This window comes from Brevibacterium sp. 1718, assembly GCF_051131255.1.
Classification (GTDB): Bacteria; Actinomycetota; Actinomycetes; order Actinomycetales; family Brevibacteriaceae; genus Brevibacterium; species Brevibacterium sediminis.
Map to the genome: position 1 here is coordinate 913,017 of NZ_CP186550.1, position 18,118 is coordinate 931,134.

The window sequence follows — 18,118 nt, forward strand, 5'->3', positions numbered from 1 at the left end:
ACGGCGCTGATACGCGCCGGCTCAGACCAGGTCGGCCTCCTCGTTGAGCTCCTGGGCGAGGTCCTTCGCCTCTTCCTTCGACGCCGCCGACGGAGTCGAACCCCACAGCGGACGACGATTGCTCTCAGGCACGAAGTGGATCGTGACGAGCCCGATGACTCCAGCGGCCATGAGGTAGATCGCCGGCCACATGAGGAATCCGGTGGCGTTGATGAGCGAGGTCATGACGAACGACGTCGTGCCGCCGAACAGCGAGATCGAGACGTTGAACGCGATCGCCAGTGCACCGGCGCGGACCATCGTCGGGAACAGCGACGGCAGAGTCGAGGGCATCGTAGCGCTGAAGCAGATGAGGCTGAGCCCCATGATGAGCAGCCCGAGGAAGACCACGAAGTCGTTGTGCCCGCGGATGAGCCACAGTGACGGGAACGAGAGCACGATGAGCGAGAGCGCTCCCGCGCGCACAACGGCCTTGCGGCCCAGCCTGTCCGAGAGCTTGCCGATGACCGGGATGAGCGCCAGACAGCAGGCCATGACGATGATCTGCAGGACCTGCGAGGTCAGTTCTGAGACTCCGCCGCTGCCCTGGAGGTCCTCGACCATCGGGAAGTACACGGGAATGAAGGAGGTGAGCATGTAGTTCGTCACGTTCCACGCCAGCACCAGACCACAGCAGGCCAGCAGGTTCGGCCACAGCTTGAAGATCTTCTTGAACTCGCCCTTGGCGTGGTTCTTCTGCTCCTCCTGTTCGGAGAGCTTCTCCATCTCCTTGTAGGCAGGAGTATCCGCGAGCTTCGTGCGCAGGTAGACGCCGATGAAGCCGAGAGGCAGAGCGACGAAGAACGGGATCCTCCAGCCCCACGACTCGAGGAACTCGGGAGTCGAAACAGCCTGCATGATCGTGGCGACGAGTGCACCGAGGACGTAGCCGGTGAACGTTCCGACCTCGAGCAGGCTGCCGAGGAAGCCGCGGCGCCGGTCGGGTGCGTATTCGGCGATGAAGGTCATCGCATTCGAGTACTCGCCGCCGGTGGAGAACCCCTGGAGCAGACGGCAGGCCAGCAACAGGAACGGTGCCCACAGGCCGACGGTCGCATAGTCGGGGATGACACCGATGAGGAAGGTGCCGGCAGCCATCATGATCATCGTCATCGCCAGCACCTTGTTGCGCCCGATCTTGTCGGCCAAAGGGCCGAACACCAGACCGCCGAGCGGACGGACAAGGAAGGCGACGGCGAAGAGTCCGGCGACGATGACGGTCCCGATCGGTCCTGAGTCCTCCGGCAGAAAGATTCCCTCAATCACGACGGCGAGGTAGCCGTAGACACCGAAGTCGTACCACTCGGTGATGTTGCCGATGGCCGCGGCGCCGATGGCCCGCTTCGTCACATCGGGCTTGGTCACTGTGATCTCTTCCGGCCGCCACCGCCGGCGGACATTATCCGGTCCGAACATGTCCCTCCCTCCGATTGCCGGTGAGAGGCTTGCGGGAACGCGACCCGGGCGCGAATCCACAGAGTCTGAGAATCACGCGCAGTCGTCTCCGCGAGCCCCTCATCGTTCTGGTTGATGTCGTTGCTCTCAGCCAGGTCGCCCCGACGAAAAACACCACTCAAGGCTAGTCCTCTCAGCTCTCATGGCAACCCCGATTGCGCGGGAACCCCCGATCTCAAGGTTGTGAACAGCCCGTCGCAGGTCCGTCTAAAGTGGTTCCATGCGCGTTCTCACCAGCTTTGATGATCGTGATCCCGTTCCCTGGGCCAACGGTGCCGGGGAGACGACCGAGCTCGTCTCCCTCGCCGACTCCGAGAACCTGACCCCGCTTGCGCGGCCGTGGCGACTGAGCATCGCACGGCTCGATCGCACCGCCGAGTTCTCCGCCCTGCCCGGGATGGCGCGCACCTTCCTGCCCACCGCCGAGGTGGTGCTGTCCGTCGACGGTCGAACACACCGCATTCCCCGGCTGACTCCGCTGCGCTTCCGCGGGGACCGAGCCGTCGTGCTCACTGAACTGGATGAGCCGTGCTTCGCAGTCAATCTCATGGTCGCTCAGGCGGATTCGGTCGACCCGCCTCGGCGAGGGCTGGTGATGATCGGCCCCGACGAGGAACACGCAGTGAGAGCGGACGACGGCGCCGCCTTCCTCCTCACCCTCGCGTCGAGCCCGGACCGCCCGCGTTTCCAGCTGTTCGAACTCACCGGTTCCGACGGTCCGGCGGACCGCCTCGGCGGAGTCCTCCTGCACTGAGGGAAGACGGGGTCCACACGGCTGGGGAAATGGTGTGAAGCGCGTGTCTGCCGCATCACACCGGTCGTCGTTCTCGCAGGTCACCACGCCTACCCGCGGTCGGCTGGGTCAGCGATCTCCCAGACTGCGAGGGGGTGGGTCAGGATGCCCGCACACTCGAGTCCGATACTGGTGAGAAGTACGTGTTTATGGAGGACCATTGGCATCGAATCACGGCGAAACCGACCAGACGGACAAGCAGCGGACGACTCCCGGCAGTGAGGCTCCGCCGAGCGCGCCGCGGCACTCTCAGACTCTGCCGCTCATCACCGAGGAGATCGCGGAGAGGCCTCGGACCGAGACGGCGCCGACCGAGCATGTCACTACTCCGGTGATGCCGCCCAATCCGATCCGCCGTGACGATCGGACCGGAGCAAGTCCGGCGAAGAGCGTGTCGACGGAGACCGTGGGCACCGAGGGCGGGCAGCGGACCGCCTCGGTGCCGTCGAGGGACGGAAGCCAGGCGGAAGAAGCGGCTGGCGGTGCCGACGAGAAGAAGTCCGAAGGGCGAATTTCAGCCACCCAGCTGATCGCGGGTGCCGGTGCCGCGGCGACCTCCTCGGTCATCGGCGGTCAGCTCGGCGTCGCCGGCACCGTCGTCGGCGCGGGCATCGCGAGCATCGTCACCGGTCTCGCCGTCACCCTCTACGGCCGCAGCCTCGACAAAGGCAAGGAGAAGATCCAAGAGGTCGGCTCCAAGCTGGCCCCGGCCGTCAAGGCGAAGATCGCAAAGAACCCCACCGCGAAGACCGCAGCTGTCGATCAGACACTTGCCGAGGATTCGGCCTTCGCCCCGCCGGAGCCCACCAGTGGCCATGCGACTGCGTCAGCCGCCTCGGTGCCGCACGACAGAACAGCCGAAGACGGCGACAGCAGTGAAACCGAGAGCGAGCCCCGCTCCTGGTGGCAGAAGCTGCGACGCAAACGAGTCCTCTACCCGTTGACGATCGGCGTCGCCGCCTTCGGAATCGGACTCGGCGCGGTCGTCGTGGCCGAGAACTTCACCGAAGCCGATATCTCACCGGGCACCTCGCAGATCTCACGATCAGTGACCGGACAGTCGACGAACGACGAATCCGTCACCGACGACGGAACCTCGAACTCCGGGAGCGCAGGAGACGAATCGTCGAGCGGATCCGGGTCGAGCGCCGACGGCGGTCAGAGCTCATCGAACAGCGGCTCGAACACGCAGAACGGTCAGTCCACCTCGGCGGGGGAGACCGGCACCGAAGGTGCGGCCGAGGGCCAGGACTCTCAGGGTACGGACACGACGACGGGCACGAGCGATTCCACCGGCGGTTCGACGAGCACCGACGGCACCGAAACGAGCAGCGGTTCCACCTCGACCGATGGCACCGGCAGCACCGGGGACACCAGCGGCGGCACAAACAGCAGCACAGGCTCCGGATCCGGCTCGGACGGTTCGGGCAGCGGTTCCGGCAGCGGCTCGTCGGGTTCGGGCGGATCCGGAACCGGCGGCTCGACCGGCGGTTCCGGTGGTGGGTCGGCCGCCTCGGCGGAGGGGTGAGCCGGACAACGTCGAGGACGGGAATTTAGACAGCCCACCCTTGGTTGTATGAAGTAGAGAACATCGCTAGGTTGAAACCAACTCCGACAGTGTTCTGCCGAAGTCGGGATAACGAGACTGGGCGAACGGCGCTCAGCCGATCGATCAGCTGCACCGGCGGGAACCGCATCTCACCGGTGGCCGTGATCGCGGGCTGGGCGACGACGCCTGAAATCAAACGGTTGAAGGAGATGTTATGACGCAACATACAGATCATGAATATGCCGGTCACGACAATACGAAGGCATCGACGACCGAGTCCGGTGCGCCGCGGGAATCCGATGCTCACTCGCTGAGTGTGGGCGCGAACGGGCCGCTGCTGCTCCACGATGTGGCTCTGGTTGAGAAGCTTGCTCGCTTCGACCGTGAGCGTGTTCCCGAGCGCAGCCCCCACGCCAAGGGATCCGGCGCATTCGGTGAGCTCGAAGTCACCGAAGACGTCTCCAAGTACACGAAGGCCGACTTCCTGCAGCCGGGCAAGAAGACCCCGATGCTGGCCCGCTTCTCCACCGTCGCCGGTGAACTCGGCTCGCCCGACTCATGGCGCGACGTGCGCGGATTCGCGCTGAAGTTCTACACCGAAGAGGGCAACTTCGACATGGTGGGCAACAACACCCCCGTGTTCTTCGTCCGCGATCCCATGAAGTTCCCCGACTTCATCCACTCGCAGAAGCGCACCCCCGATTCGGGTCTGCGCAGCAACAACATGCAGTGGGACTTCTGGTCGCTCTCGCCCGAGTCGGCCCACCAGGTCTCCTACCTCATGGGACCGCGCGGTCTGCCCAGGAGCTGGCGGAACATGAACGGCTACTCCTCGCACACCTACATGTGGATCAACGCCGAAGGTGAGAAGTTCTGGGTCAAGTACCACTTCCACACCGACCAGGGCGTGGAGAACATGAGCAACGAGGAAGCCGGTCGGATGGCTGGCGAGGACGCGGACATGCACCGTCGCGATCTGTTCGATGCCATCGAGCGCGGGGACTACCCGTCCTGGACCTTCAGCGTGCAGATCATGCCGTACGAAGAAGCCAAGGACTACCGCTTCAACCCCTTCGACCTGACCAAGACCTGGTCGAAGAAGGACTACCCGCTCATCAAGGTCGGCAAGTTCACCCTCAACGAGAACCCCTCGAACCACTTCGCGCAGATCGAGCAGGCTGCCTTCAGCCCCTCGAACACCGTGCCGGGAACCGGGCTCTCGCCGGACAAGATGCTGTTGGGACGCGTGTTCTCCTACCCGGATGCACAGCGCAACCGCATCGGCACGAACTTCAACCAGCTGCCGGTCAACGCCCCTGTCACGAAGACGAATTCGTATGACAAGGAAGGCCAGATGCAGTACCACCACTCGGGTAATGCACCGGTCTACGCCCCGAACTCGTACGGACGTTCCTTCCAGGACGAGCAGGGACCGGTCGACAACGGCTGGGAGGCCGATGGCGAGCTGGTCCGCAGCGCCTACAGCCTGCACGCCGAGGACGACGACTTCGGCCAGGCACACACCCTGGTTCGCGAGGTCTACTCCGAGGAGGAGCGCCAGGGGCTCATCGAGACTGTGGCCGGCGCACTCTCCGACGGAGTCGAGGAGCCGGTGCTGTCGAACGCGATCCAGTACTGGAAGAACATCGACGCCGAGGTCGGCGCAGCCATCGAGGCCAAAGTCAAGGGCTGACAAGCTCTGAGACTGTGAGCGTCTGACCGCTCGGAATTCGGCACGAGACGGCGGCCCGGAACCTCCCCACCGCGGGAGTGTCCGGGCCGCCTTCTCTTTTTCTCTTTTCCAATTACTACCTGACGGCGGCGCAGCAACCTGGCGCCAGGTTGCTGGGCCGCCGTCAGGTAGTTCGTGGAGTCAATTGAGGTGGGCGGCGCGTTGGGCGATGCGACCGCCGGCGAGGACCATCTCGACCTGACGCGGCGACAGGCCATGGCGGAATTCGAACTTTCGGCCGGCCGCCTCGGCGGTGATCGTCGTCCCTTCGCCGAGCTCATCGCGCAGACCACGGAACTCAAGCACATCACCCTGGGACAGGGATTCGTAGTCGGCCTCGTTCGTGAACTCGAGAGCGAGGACGCCGAAGTTCGCGAGGTTCTGCCAATGGATCCGCGCCAACGATTTCGCCACCACGACCCGCAGTCCGAGATAGCGCGGAGCGATGACCGCATGCTCGCGTGAGGACCCCTGACCGTAGTTGTCCCCACCAACGATCGCGTGCCCTCCGTCGTGGTCGGCGGCGCGGGTGGCATAGGTGTCATCGATCTGGATATAGACGAACTCGGAGATCTTCGGGATGTTCGACCGATACGGCAGAACGCGGGATCCGGCGGGCATGATCTCGTCGGTGGAGACGTTGTCGCCGACCTTGAGCAGGATCTCCAGATCGATGTCATCGGGCAGCGGTTCGAAGTCCGGCAGGGTCGAGATGTTCGTTCCCTTCACGAGCTCGACCGACCGGGCTTCCTCCGGTCCCAGCGGTGGGACGAGCATCTTGCGGTTCGCGGAGTACTTCTCGGGTAGCCGCACCTCGGGATAGTCCATGTCGAGATCGCGAGGATCGGTGATCTTCCCGGTCAGCGCGGCAGCGGCTGCGGTCTCCGGCGAGCACAGCCACACGGCGTCCTCGTCGGTGCCGGACCGGCCGGGGAAGTTCCTCGGCATGGTGCGCAGACTGTTGCGCCCGACCGCCGGAGCCTGGCCCATGCCGATGCAGCCCATGCAGCCGGACTGGTGGATCCTGGCCCCGGATCCCACCAGAGAGGTCAGCCATCCGCCGGCGATGAGGTCGGCAAGGACCTCTCGTGAGGTGGGGTTGATGTCAAGTGAGATCTGCTGGTGGATCTGGCGGTCGGCAAGTGTTTCGGCGACGACGGCGAAATCCCTCAGACCCGGGTTCGCCGAGGAGCCGACGACGACCTGGAAGACGTCTTCGCCGGCGACCTCGCGCACCGGAGTGACATTGCCCGGCGACGAAGGTGCGGCGATGAGCGGCTCGAGCTGGGAGAGGTCGATGGCGTCGGTGAGGTCGTATTCGGCGCCCTCATCGGCCTCGATGCGCGTGAAATCCTCACCGCGGTCGACGGCTTCAAGGTAGTCGCGGACGGCATCGTCGGCGGGGAAGACCGTGGCGGTGGCGCCGAGCTCGGCACCCATATTCGCAATCACGTGACGGTCCATGGCCGTGAGGCTCTTCAGTCCGTCCCCGTGATATTCGATGATCTTTCCGACTCCGCCTTTGACGCCGTGGCGACGCAGCATCTCGAGGATGACGTCCTTGGCCGAGACCCAGTCGGGCAAAGTGCCCGTGAGTTCGACGCCCATGATCTGCGGCGCGCTGATGAAGAGGGGTTCACCGGCCATGGCCATGGCGATCTCGAGCCCGCCGACGCCGATCGCGAGCATTCCCAGGGCGCCGGCAGCGCAGGTGTGTGAGTCGGAACCGATGAGAGTGGCTCCGGGCTTTCCGAATCGCGACTGGTGAACGGGGTGGGAGACGCCGTTGCCGGCAGGGGAGAACCACAGACCGAACCGTGCCGCGGCAGAGCGGAGGAACTCGTGGTCCTCCGGGTTCTTCTCATCGGTCTGCAGCAGGTTGTGATCGACGTACTGCACGGACAGTTCCGTGCGGATGCGGTCGAGGCCGAGCGCCTCGAGCTCGAGCATGACCAGGGTGCCCGTCGCATCCTGGGTGAGAGTCTGGTCGATCCGGATCCCGAGTTCGTTTCCGGGAGCGAGCTCCCCGGACTCCAGATGTGACCGGATGAGCTTCTGAGCAACGTTCTCAGCCATTGTCCGCCTCCTTCGGCAGTCAGCGATCCACCGAAGCCACTCGGTTTGCGGTGGTCAATCCACGCTAGTCCTCGACCGACGGGTTCTCAAGGTCGGTCACCTCCTGCGACCGGGTTTGCGCGTCTCAGAACTACCCGACGGCGGCTCAGCAACCTCGCGCGAGGTTGCTGAGCCGCCGTCAGGTAGCAATTGGGGGTGTTGGGATTGGGAGGTGAGGAGGATACTGGGACTATGCCGGAGCTGCCCGAGGTCGACGCGCTGGTCGACTTCCTGCGTCCTCGGCTGGTCGGGGACTTCGTCACCCGCGCGGACATCGCCGAGCTCAGCCTGCTCAAGACCGTCGACCCGAGCATCGATGCGCTCGCCGGACTTGCAATCACCGAGGTGGCCCGCCGTGGGCGAGCCCTCGTCATCGGTTTCGACGGACTTAACCTGGTCTGCCGGTTCGCCCGAATGGGCTGGCTGAACTGGCACGACACCGCACCGAATGGTCCGGTCCGGATGGGCAAGGGGCCGTTGGGAATGCGCGTAACCCTGGCCTCGGGAGCCGCCTTCGACCTCATCGAACCCGGATCGAAGAAGAACGCCGCCGTGTCCCTCGTCCGTGACCCCTCCGAGGTGCCCGCCCTCGCCTCGCTGGGTCCCGACGCCCTGAGTCTCACCGTCGACGAACTCGCCGCGGCACTGTCCGAGTCGACCTCCCGGATCAAAACGGTCCTCGAAGATCAGAGAATCATCTCGGGCCTCGGCAATGCCTATACCGATGAGATCCTCCACGCTGCGAAGCTCTCCCCGTTCGCAACCGCGAAGACCGTCGACCCGCAGACGCTGCACACCGCCATCCATGAGGTGCTCGATGCCGCCCGCACAGCCCTCGTCGGCCTGCCGCCGGGCAAGATCAAAACCGCGAAGAAACGCGGATTCTCCGTTCACGGCCGCACAGGTGAGACCTGTCATGTCTGCGGGGAGACCATCGCCGAGGTGTCCTTTGCCGACAAATCCCTCCAGTACTGCCCCGGCTGTCAGACCGGCGGAAGGAAGCTCTCCGACCGTCGAATGGACCGCCTCCTCAAGTGATGCGCCTCCTCAAGTGAGGTCCGACCACCGGCATGGACGGCACCATCGACAGGATCTGTACCGCGCTCACCGCACTCTCACGCTGGGCGGAGGCGAAAATGGCGGTCGGCGATGCCATGGGCACGCAGGGCCACCTCGGTGATGTCGGTGAGGAACTCATCCCGGGATGATCGCTCATCGGCGGGAGTGTGGATGCGCTGCACGAGCGTCTCGGTGATTCCGCCGACGAGGACGATGCTTGTGAGGTCATTCGACGCCGCCGGCGCGGTCAGGCCGTAGGCGTGATCGAGTTCGTCGAAGGCTCCCTGCACCGAGGCGGCCAGCAGTCGCATCGTCTGATGACGCCGTTCCTCGAGTGAGTCGCAGATGCCGACGGCTTCTACCTCGAGGACGCGAGCCTTGCGCTCGTCATCGAGCATCGGCGACAGGGCCGCGCCGACGATCAGCCTGGCAGCTTCGGCCAAAGTGGCGTCAGAGGGGATCTGCGCCTCGTCGAGGACCGTGGTGATCTCCTCGTTGAGTTCGATGTAGAGGTCTTCGAGGAGACTCTCCTGAGTCGGGAAGAGCTCGTAGAAGGACCGGCTGGAGACCCCCGACTCCTGGCACAGGGCTTGCACCGAGGTCTTGCGGAACCCGATCGTTCCGTAGAGCTCGAGCGCCGCGTCGAGCAGGCGCGTACGACGCGCCGAATCCCGTTCCGACCGCAGGGTGCCGTGCCAGCGACGTGGGGACGAAGGCTGGGCCGGAGAAGAATCCATCCTCCCATAATAGTGAAAATTCATATTTTCACTGGCATACTCTGTGACATGGCTTACATGATTCGACAAGGTCGTCGCGCACCGGCCCCCACCGCCCCGGTCGCCCCGGACCCTTCTCTGCCGAAGGTCTGCATCATCGGAGCGGGATCCTCCGGCATCGCCGCCGCGAAGACGCTCTACACCTCGGCCATCCCCTTCGACTGCTTCGAAAAGGGCAGCGAAATCGGCGGCACATGGCTCTTCGACAACCCCAATGGTCAGAGCGCCTGCTACGAGACCCTGCAGATCAACACCTCGTGCCCGCGCATGGCCTTCTCCGACTTCCCGATGCCCGAGCACTACCCGCACTACGCCAGCCACGATCAGGTCTTCGACTATTTCCGCGACTACGTCGACCACTTCGGATTCGGTCACACGATCACCTTCAACACCGAAGTCACCGATGTTCGCCGAGGCGGCCGTGGCGGTTGGGATGTCGACATCAGATCCGGAATAGGTCAAGATGCCGTGTCGGAGACCCGGCACTACGATGCCGTGATGGTCGCCAACGGCCACCACTGGGATGCCCGCTGGCCCGACCCTGCCTACCCGGGGGACTTCGCCGGCGAACAGATCCACGCCCACGACTACCGCAGCGGTGACCAGCTCGAGGGACGTGATGTGGTCGTCGTCGGTGCCGGCAACTCGGCCATGGACATCGCCGTCGAAGGCTCGCGCCGGGCGAACAACGTCACCCTCTCGATCAGACGCGGCCAATGGGTGATGAAGAAGACGATCATGGGCATGGCGGCCGACCAGATCGTCCTGCCCGGGTGGGCCCCGTGGTGGATGACCTCGGCCCGGCTGCGCCTCGGCGCGATCCTCTCCGGTGGGTTGAAGAAATACGGACTGCCGGTGCCGGGCCACACGCCGGGCCAGTCCCACCCCGTGCAGTCGGATGCCATCCGGGATCGCCTCAAGGCCGGTACCGTGACGGTGCGTCCCGGGATCGAACGCCTCGAGCGCGACCGCGTCGTCTTCACCGACGGAACCTCAGCCCCGGCCGACCTCATCGTCTGGGCCACCGGGTACCGAGTGTCGTTTCCGTTCCTGTCCTCCGACGTCGTCGATGTCGCGAACAACGACCTGCCGCTGTGGAAGCGGATGGTCCACCCCGACCTGCCGGGGCTGTTCTTCATCGGCCTGCTCCAGCCGGTGGGTGCGGTCATGCCGCTGTCCGAAGCCCAGTCGAAGCTGGTGGCGAAGATCCTCACGGGATCCTGCGAACTGCCGAGCCGCCGGGACTTGGTCAGACAGATGGCTCGCGATGACCGCCGGAACAAGAAGCAGTTCTACGATTCGCCCCGGCACACGATGGAGGTCGACTTCGACCACTATCTGTGGGAGATCGACCGGGAGATGAAGAAGGGAGCTATCGCCGCATGAAACGCTTCGGCACAACCTGCGGGAAGATCGTCGCCGTCACCGGAGGGGCACGCGGAATCGGCAAGGCGATCGCCGCGCAGCTCACCGCGGCCGGCGCTCGAGTCGCCATCGGCGATCGCGACCTCGAAGCGGCCGAGGATACCGCCGCGGAACTGGGGGTGCGCGCCTTCGGCCTCGACGTCACCGATCCGGACTCCTTCGCCGATTTCCTCGAATTCGTCCGCCGCGATCTCGGCCCCGTCGATGTGCTCGTCAACAATGCCGGCATCATGTGGGTCGGTTCCTTCGATGAGGAACCGAACGGAGCGGCTCGCGCTCAGCTCGAGGTCAACCTCCTCGGCGTCATCAACGGAATCAAGACCGCAGCACCTGCCATGCGCGAGGCCGGGCACGGTCACCTCATCACGGTCGCCTCGGCGGCATCGATCCTGCCTACCCCGGGCGAGGCGACATACGCGGCGACCAAACACGGAGTGCTCGGCTACCTCAAGGCTGTGCGCACGGAGATGCGCGGTACCGGGGTGCACTTCACCGCCGTCATGCCCGCCGTCGTCGACACCGTCCTGGCCGCGGGGACCGGCACCGGTGCGGGTCCGCTGCTGCGTCCCGACGATGTCGCGGCCGCCGTCGTCCGTGCGGTCGCCCGGCCCCGTTTCGAGATCACCGTACCCGGCTTCATCGGTCCCGTGACCCGCCTGGCCGATCTCCTGCCGCAGCCGGTCAGGGACCGCATCTTCGGGGCCATGGTGCCCGACCAGGTCGCGCAGGTGAGGGCCGACGCCCGCGCCGATTACGAGGTCGCGGCGTTCACGACCTCCCGCGCGGGGCGCGGTCAGGGGCGGGCCGCCTCGGCGGAATAGTCCTCCAGATCTATCCGTTGTGCAGAGGTGCGGGCCATCTGAGGCCCGGACATTCTGCGAATGGAGGAAAATTTGACGTCACGGAAGCAGATCCCCGGCACCGACCTGTCCGTCTTCCCGATCAATCTCGGCACGAACACCTTCGGGTGGACGGCCGATGAGGCGCAGTCCCATGCCGTCCTCGACGCCTTCGTCGCCGGCGGCGGCAATTTCCTCGACACCGCCGAGTCCTACCCTGCGTGGGTGCCCGGCAACACCGGCCGCGAATCCGAGGCCATCATCGGCACCTGGTTGGCCTCGCGGGGCAACCGCGATGGCGTCGTCATCGCCACGAAGGTCGGCGACCATCCCGAGCACAAGACGCAGGACCCCGAATACATCCGCACCGCCATCGACGCCTCCCTGGAGCGCCTGCAAACCGATCACGTCGACCTCTACTACGCCCACCGTGACGATGAGGTGACCCCCATCGCCGAGGTGGCCCGAGTCTTCGATGAGATCGTCCGTTCCGGTAAGGCCAAGCACATCGCGGTGTCGAACTATTCGCCGGCGCGTCTGGCCGGGTGGTTCGCAGCGGCTGAAGACGAAGGGCTGGTCAAGCCGGTCGCGATCCAACCGCAGTACAGCCTCGTCTATCGGCGGGAGTTCGAGACCGATCTGCGCCCAATCGCCGAGCGGCGGGATCTTGCGGTGTTCTCGTACTTCAGCCTTGCCGCCGGCTTCCTCACCGGCAAATACCGCACCGAAGCCGACCTCGAGGGGGCCGATCGGGGTGGCATGGTGCAGGGATATTTCAATGCCGAGGGGCTCAAGGTCGTCGACGATCTCGTCGCGATCGCTGATTCGCACGATGTCGCTCCGACGACTGTGGCGCTGTCCTGGCTGTTGGCGAAGGGCGTGACGGCGCCGATCGCCTCGGCCCGCACACCTGAGCAGCTCGAGGCGGTCATGGCCGCGCCCGGGCTCGAACTCAGCACCGACGAGGTCGACCGTCTCGACCGGGCCTCGACACCGTTCGCTGTAGAAGAACCGTCCTGACTTCCCTCCCAATTACTACCTGACGGCGGCTCAGCAACCTCGCGCGAGGTAGCTGAGCCGCCGTCAGGTAATTTTAGGGGTGTCTCAGGCGACGATTTCGTCCTTGGGCTCGACGGTGTGGGCAATGGCGGCGCCGATGACCGTGCCGATGGCGATCGTGAAGAACGTGGTCGCAGCCGCCAGCATGCTGCCGGCAACCCCAGCGCCGTCACCGAATTCGATCTGCGAGGCATTGAGGAGCCCGAACGACCCGGGAGCGACGACGAGGAACGCGGGCACGAAGCTGATCCGCCAGATCGGGCCTTTCGGCAGGCGCGAGAGCACGACGGCCACCACCGATGCGGTCAAAGCGCCGGCCAGACCGCCGATGGCCGCACCGAATTCGGCACCGATGCCCAGCTGCGCCAGCGCGGCCGCAGCGATTGTGAGGACGATCGGCACGGTGTGCTCGAGAGGGGTGTGCAGATAGATGATGAGGCCCAGCGTCGCGGCGGCCACGCCCAGGGCGGAGAGCCACCATGTCGAGGAGGTGAGCTGGGAGTTCGCAAGCGCCTCGGCGCCGGTGCCAGTGACGACGGCGGCACCGGCGACTCCGGCGATGAACATCGCCAACTGGACGGTGGCCGAGACGAGCCGGGAACTGCCTGCCGAGAGGGCACCGGCGGAGATCTCGGTCAGTCCGGTGACCACGGCGCTGCCGGGCAGCAGAAGCGCCAGGGTGGCGACGATCGTGCGCAGGGGACTGTCCAGCCAGTCGAGGCGGAAGCCGATGAGGATGAGCACCGCGACGATGAACGACGAGGCGACCGGCAGCAGCGGTCCGAGGCTGGGGTGGCGGGCATTGACGGCGAGGACACCCGCGACGATGAGCGAACCGAGAGCGGCGAAGGCGAGGTTGACCAGTCCCGGTTCGAGCAGCAGGCACAGCCCGACGCCGACGGGCACCGCGCCGAGGCAGGTCACCCATCCGGGCCAGCGCGGGGGAATGCCGTAGACCTCGGCCTCGATCATGTGGCGAGCGGCGTCGATGCCGAGCCGACGCGACCGCACGGCGTCGACGATGTCGAGCAGCTTCGCTGTCTGGTCGAACCGCAGGTCAGGACCGATGCGTTCGAATCGGGTGGGACTTCCGGGGCCGATGGTGAGGAACAGGCCCTTGGGAAGAGCTGCGACGTTGATGGACTTCCGGCCGACCGCAGGTGCCAGCCCGGTCAGAGCGTCTTCGACATCGACCGAGGAGATCCCACCGGCGAGCAGCCCCGTCCCGATCGTCACCAGCAGCTCCTGTGCGGGGACGGTCTTTTCGCTTGCCTCGTGCACTCCCAATCCCTCTCGTCTGCAGATCGGCCGACGAAGTAGAAGATACCAGCCTCTTACTACCTGCCGGGGGCCCAGCAACCTGGCGCCAGGTTGCTGAGCCCCCGTCGGGTAGCAATAAGGGGAATCAGTGGGCGGCGGGTGCGGTGATTCCTTCGGCGGGGGAGCCGACGAGAGCGGCCGCGGCGCGTTCGGCGATCATGATCGTCGGAGCGTTCGTGTTCCCGGTCGGCACGAGCGGCATGATCGACGCATCGGCCAACCGCAGCCGGCTCACGCCCCGGACCTCGAACGTGGCCGGGTCGACGACCGCCTCGGCGTCCGTCCCCATCCGGCAGGTCCCGGCTTGGTGATGATAAGTCACAACCGACCCGCGGACGTAGTCCTCGAGGTCCTCGTCGGCCACCTCGGGGCCCGGGTGAATCTCGGTGGGCTGCCACGATGACAGGGCCTCGGCTCGCCCGATCTCACGGCATTGCCTCACCGAGGCGACGAGAGCATCGACATCGGCCTGTGCCGAGAGCACCTGCGGATCGACGACGAGCGGATCCTGTGGATTCGGCCCGCTGAGCCGCACCTCTCCGCGACTTTCGGGGCGAACCAGGCCGCCCTGCAGAGTGAATGCTCCGCCGGGTCCTGGTCCGGTCTGCCCGGCCGGCGCCGCATCCTGGGCATACATCGGCACGGAGAAGAACAACGGCTGAGTGTCGGGGACCGGCAGATCCGGTCGGGACTTCGCAAAGAAGTGCACCTCGGCGGGCGCCACCTCTCCCATCGGCACCTCCCGATCTCCGGTGGAGAAGATGACCGGTGAGAGCCAATGATCCTGGAGATTCTTGCCGACGCCCGGCAGATCGACCACGGAGTCGATGCCGACCTCGGCAAGCTCCTCGGCGGGACCGATGCCCGACCGCAGTAGCAGCTCGGGGGAGGCCAGAGCACCCGCGGAGAGGACGACCTCGTCGGCGGACACGGTGCCGACGCGGCCGCGGAAATCGATCTCGAGACCGGTGATCGCGGTCCCGTCGAGGAGAAGCCGACGGGCGTGCGCGGAGGTGAGAATCGTGAGGTTCTCATCGCCGAGGCGGGGCTTGAGGTAGGCGCGCCATGTGTTGAGTCGTTTGCCGTCGCGGACGTTGAGCTGGATCTTTCCGATGCCTTCGACGGATCCGGAGTTGTAGTCGTCATTGACGGGTATGCCGGTCTGTGCGGCGGCCGTGAACATGTCCTCCTGCAGCGGATTGCGCGCATAGTCGACGCGCACATCCATCGGACCGTCGGCGCCTCGATTCTCAGCGATGTCGCCGTCGAAGTTCTCGATTGCGGCGAAGACCGGCCAGACCTCGTCCCAGGACCATCCCGGACACCCGGATTCGACCCACTGTTCGTAGTCCCAGACATCGCCGCGGACCCAGATGACGGCGTTGAGGGCATTCGACCCGCCGAGGACCTTGCCGCGGGGGAGGTGGATGCGGCGGTTCATCGCCGCCGGCTGCGGGGGAGTGTAGTAGTCCCAGTCCTGCTGCGAATGCCAGATCAGGCCGAGGTTGTTGAGATGGTCGATGTTCGGATTGGTCTCGTCTCCGCCGGCTTCGACGAGGCAGACTTTCTTTCCGGCATCGAGCAGCCGGCGGGTGAGGACGCACCCGGCCGATCCCGCACCGACGACGATGTAGTCGAATCGCTCGTTCGGGATCTCTGTGGGGAACGTGTCCGGGTGGTCTGAGGTGTTCGAGGCCACGGTGCCTGATTCATGCTCGGTTGTCATGGCCTCAGGCTAGTGATGTCGGTCACCGGTGAGGAATGCCTGCGGACGAGGTGTGCACGATTCGGCAAGCCGTCGGCGACGGTCGTGCGCGCATCGTCAATTCCGGTCCCACCCGACCTCTCCGTGCTACCCGACGGCGGCCCAGCAACCTGGCGCCAGGTTGCTGGGCCGCCGTCGGGTAGCAATTGGGGAGGTTAGGAGTCGCAACAGGGGGAACCGGACTCCGGGGCGGGGACGTCGAGGACGGGGGAGCGGTCGAAGAATCCCTCGGGTCGCAGCTTGAAGCCGACGGTGTCGACGGGCATGATCGGCCAGTCCTCGACCCGCGGGAAGTGGGTGAGGCCGAAGCTGTGCCAGACCACGATGTCCTCCCCGTCGACGCTGCGATCGGCCGCCGTCCACGCCGGCAGCCCTGCATGGCCGGGATGCTGGTTCGGGAAATCCCCGGTCGGGTACCGCTCGTCCTCCTGATACTGCGAGACCCACAGCGACTTCGACGCGAACGTGGCACGGCGATGAATCGACGAATCCTCGGCCGCGAGCAACGTGGGCAGGCCCGTCGGGTGCAGTTTGTACCCGACCGGTTCGCCGAGGCGGTTGGTCGACTCCGGGTTCGTCACCACCCACGTCCGCGCCTTCGACTGATCCGCATCCCGCTGCGCAGTCAGTTCGGTGGCCAGAACGGTCCGGGACCGGCTGAAGGCATTGCCGCGCGGGTTGTCCTGCGAGACCGGCAGACGCACCACGTCCTCCTCCTCGACCCGGCATTTGCCGCCGTCGAGGGCGAAGTCGAGTCGAGCCCCGAAGAGATGCTGGTGGAACGGGGCACCGAGTCCGGGCGCGATCTCCGAGGCGAAATCCGTCGACCCGTTCGGCAGCGCCGAGGTGAAGACGACACCGGTGGCCTTGGCCTCGAACTCGATCGTGCCGTCGAGGTAGAGATACCAGTAGAACCCGTAGTCGTAGTTGCCGACCGTGGTGAAGAACGAGACGACGAAGCGACGGTTGCGCCGGGTATAGGCGACACCCGACCACAGGTCCGAATGCTTGGCCAGAATCGACGCATCCTCCTCATGCATGCAGATGCCGTTCTTGATCTGCCGAGGTTCGCCGAGGTTGTTCGCCACCCACGGTGACAGATAGGTGATGTCGCCGAGGCAGTCACACCCGAGCTCGAGCGAGTTCGCCCATTGCCCGACGAGGTATTCGCCGGTGTCGAAATAGTTCTGCCACGACCGCACCGGTGAGGGGTCACCATAGGGAACGACCATCTCGGCGATCGCCGCCCGATCGAGGATCGTTCGACGGCGCTCACCGTCGTCGAAGGCGATGTTGTGCAGGACGAGGCCTTCGCGCATATCGAAGCCGACATCGAACGACCACTTCTCCCACTCGATGTGGTTGCCCTCGGTGACGGTGAAGCTCGGCCCCTCCGGCTGCGTGATCGAGATCGGCTTCTGCGTGGTCCGCACAGGTCCGGTGAGCTCCGGATCCGTGTAGTTCCCGTGCTCGGCCGGCACCGGAACGTTCTCGAGGTCGAGGACCTGGTCGACGGTTTTGTTCGTGACATCGACATAGGCGACGAGTCCGTCGATCGGGTGCGCCCACGCCGAGTCCGACTCATGCTGCTGATGGAATGCCAGCCCGCGCAGGATCCTCCGTCCCTTCTCCTCCGGGTATTCGAAGACCCCGGCCGACAGCGGCGCCACCCGGACCTCTGCGACGGACAGCCCGCGCCTCTCGAGGCTCGCCAGCCACGTCGGATCGGCGGCGAGGACCTCTTCGACGACCTCGAACTCCTCTTCCATGACAGGGAACTCGCCCTCTTCGGTGGAGTCCACCTCGGCGACGGATTCGACCGTCTCACGGGTGGCCGAGACGACGATATCGCGGGCAGTGCCTGCGGACTTGTCGAGGATGAAGGCACGGAAACGGCGATCCACCTCGGCGATGGCCCGCTCCGTACCGCGCACGGGATCGAGCAGGCCGACGTAGGCCATGCGCGCGGTATCGGGGAAGTGCCCGGCCGCGCGCAGCACCGCGGTGACGGTCGAGATCTCGGCCTCGGTCGGCAGTGTGAAGGGGGTGGCGGTGGTCGCCTCGGCGACGGAGGGGGAGGAATGGCAGGACATTGTGCACCTTTGCAATCTGGGCCTGTGGGCTGAGTCACGCTAAAATCTACACTCGTAGGAAATAAAGTCAAGACCCGATCTGCACCGCTGTGGAGGAAC

13 protein-coding genes are annotated in these 18,118 nt (G+C 65.5%); 7 read left to right on the forward strand and 6 right to left on the reverse strand.

Features of this window, described 5'->3' with window-relative positions; all coding sequences use genetic code 11:
* Positions 1–21 precede the first annotated feature (21 nt).
* Positions 22–1,404: an MFS transporter gene (locus ACOZ9V_RS03900; RefSeq protein ID WP_229664224.1), complete on the reverse strand. Its 1,383-nt coding sequence runs from the start codon at positions 1,402–1,404 to the stop codon at positions 22–24.
* A gap of 310 nt (positions 1,405–1,714) precedes the next feature.
* Between ACOZ9V_RS03900 and ACOZ9V_RS03905 the strand changes: the two genes are divergently transcribed.
* From ACOZ9V_RS03905 to ACOZ9V_RS03915, 3 genes are all read left to right on the forward strand, one after another.
* Positions 1,715–2,248: a HutD family protein gene (locus ACOZ9V_RS03905; protein WP_139469150.1), complete on the forward strand. Its 534-nt coding sequence runs from the start codon at positions 1,715–1,717 to the stop codon at positions 2,246–2,248.
* A 199-nt stretch (positions 2,249–2,447) separates the two neighbouring features.
* A complete protein-coding gene (locus tag ACOZ9V_RS03910) occupies positions 2,448–3,815 on the forward strand; it encodes a hypothetical protein (RefSeq protein ID WP_139469151.1) in 1,368 nt (455 codons plus the stop codon).
* Between the two features lie 235 nt (positions 3,816–4,050).
* The gene (locus ACOZ9V_RS03915) at positions 4,051–5,529 is read left to right on the forward strand and encodes a catalase (RefSeq protein ID WP_434593824.1); all 1,479 of its coding nucleotides are present in this window, start codon (positions 4,051–4,053) and stop codon (positions 5,527–5,529) included.
* 180 nt (positions 5,530–5,709) lie between these two features.
* On the opposite strand, the gene ACOZ9V_RS03920 is transcribed toward ACOZ9V_RS03915, so the two are convergent.
* Positions 5,710–7,644 carry an aconitate hydratase gene (locus ACOZ9V_RS03920; protein WP_434593827.1) on the reverse strand — a complete coding sequence of 645 codons (1,935 nt, stop codon included), beginning with the start codon at positions 7,642–7,644 and terminating at the stop codon, positions 5,710–5,712.
* Between the two features lie 231 nt (positions 7,645–7,875).
* On the opposite strand from ACOZ9V_RS03920, the gene ACOZ9V_RS03925 reads away from it, so the two are divergent.
* On the forward strand, positions 7,876–8,721 hold the full coding sequence (locus ACOZ9V_RS03925; protein ID WP_434593830.1) for a DNA-formamidopyrimidine glycosylase family protein: 846 nt from the start codon (positions 7,876–7,878) through the stop codon (positions 8,719–8,721).
* Positions 8,722–8,798: 77 nt separating this feature from the next.
* Here ACOZ9V_RS03925 and ACOZ9V_RS03930 read toward each other — a convergent pair whose 3' ends face one another.
* Positions 8,799–9,479 carry a TetR/AcrR family transcriptional regulator gene (locus ACOZ9V_RS03930; RefSeq protein ID WP_180345638.1) on the reverse strand — a complete coding sequence of 227 codons (681 nt, stop codon included), beginning with the start codon at positions 9,477–9,479 and terminating at the stop codon, positions 8,799–8,801.
* A gap of 48 nt (positions 9,480–9,527) precedes the next feature.
* Here ACOZ9V_RS03930 and ACOZ9V_RS03935 point away from each other — a divergent pair, with 48 nt between their 5' ends.
* The 3 genes from ACOZ9V_RS03935 to ACOZ9V_RS03945 all read left to right on the forward strand — a co-directional run bounded on the left by ACOZ9V_RS03935 (position 9,528) and on the right by ACOZ9V_RS03945 (position 12,802).
* Positions 9,528–10,904 carry a flavin-containing monooxygenase gene (locus ACOZ9V_RS03935; protein WP_139469156.1) on the forward strand — a complete coding sequence of 459 codons (1,377 nt, stop codon included), beginning with the start codon at positions 9,528–9,530 and terminating at the stop codon, positions 10,902–10,904.
* Entirely contained in the window at positions 10,901–11,764 is an 864-nt protein-coding gene (locus ACOZ9V_RS03940; protein ID WP_139469157.1) for an SDR family oxidoreductase, read from the forward strand. The genes ACOZ9V_RS03935 and ACOZ9V_RS03940 overlap by 4 nt, the downstream gene beginning before the upstream one ends.
* Positions 11,765–11,836: 72 nt before the next feature.
* Positions 11,837–12,802 (forward strand): aldo/keto reductase, encoded by a 966-nt coding sequence (locus ACOZ9V_RS03945; RefSeq protein ID WP_434593834.1) that lies wholly within the window; start codon positions 11,837–11,839, stop codon positions 12,800–12,802.
* Positions 12,803–12,886: 84 nt separating this feature from the next.
* Here the strand turns inward: ACOZ9V_RS03945 and ACOZ9V_RS03950 are convergent, their stop codons facing one another.
* From ACOZ9V_RS03950 to ACOZ9V_RS03960, 3 genes are all read right to left on the reverse strand, one after another.
* Entirely contained in the window at positions 12,887–14,122 is a 1,236-nt protein-coding gene (locus ACOZ9V_RS03950; protein ID WP_434593837.1) for a threonine/serine ThrE exporter family protein, read from the reverse strand.
* Positions 14,123–14,246: 124 nt separating this feature from the next.
* A complete protein-coding gene (locus tag ACOZ9V_RS03955) occupies positions 14,247–15,887 on the reverse strand; it encodes a GMC family oxidoreductase (RefSeq protein ID WP_434593839.1) in 1,641 nt (546 codons plus the stop codon).
* Between the two features lie 194 nt (positions 15,888–16,081).
* Positions 16,082–18,019 carry a primary-amine oxidase gene (locus ACOZ9V_RS03960; protein ID WP_434593842.1) on the reverse strand — a complete coding sequence of 646 codons (1,938 nt, stop codon included), beginning with the start codon at positions 18,017–18,019 and terminating at the stop codon, positions 16,082–16,084.
* Between the last annotated feature and the right edge of the window lie 99 nt (positions 18,020–18,118).

Excerpts from the sequence above, each read along its gene's own strand:
- ACOZ9V_RS03905 (WP_139469150.1), top strand. The coding sequence starts at position 1,715 with ATGCGCGTTCTCACCAGCTTTGATGATCGTGATCCCGTTCCCTGGGCC.
- ACOZ9V_RS03925 (WP_434593830.1), top strand. The coding sequence starts at position 7,876 with ATGCCGGAGCTGCCCGAGGTCGACGCGCTGGTCGACTTCCTGCGTCCT.
- ACOZ9V_RS03915 (WP_434593824.1), top strand. The coding sequence starts at position 4,051 with ATGACGCAACATACAGATCATGAATATGCCGGTCACGACAATACGAAG.
- ACOZ9V_RS03920 (WP_434593827.1), bottom strand. The coding sequence starts at position 7,644 with ATGGCTGAGAACGTTGCTCAGAAGCTCATCCGGTCACATCTGGAGTCC.
- ACOZ9V_RS03930 (WP_180345638.1), bottom strand. The coding sequence starts at position 9,479 with ATGGATTCTTCTCCGGCCCAGCCTTCGTCCCCACGTCGCTGGCACGGC.
- ACOZ9V_RS03935 (WP_139469156.1), top strand. The coding sequence starts at position 9,528 with ATGGCTTACATGATTCGACAAGGTCGTCGCGCACCGGCCCCCACCGCC.
- ACOZ9V_RS03940 (WP_139469157.1), top strand. The coding sequence starts at position 10,901 with ATGAAACGCTTCGGCACAACCTGCGGGAAGATCGTCGCCGTCACCGGA.
- ACOZ9V_RS03960 (WP_434593842.1), bottom strand. The coding sequence starts at position 18,019 with ATGTCCTGCCATTCCTCCCCCTCCGTCGCCGAGGCGACCACCGCCACC.
- ACOZ9V_RS03955 (WP_434593839.1), bottom strand. The coding sequence starts at position 15,887 with ATGACAACCGAGCATGAATCAGGCACCGTGGCCTCGAACACCTCAGAC.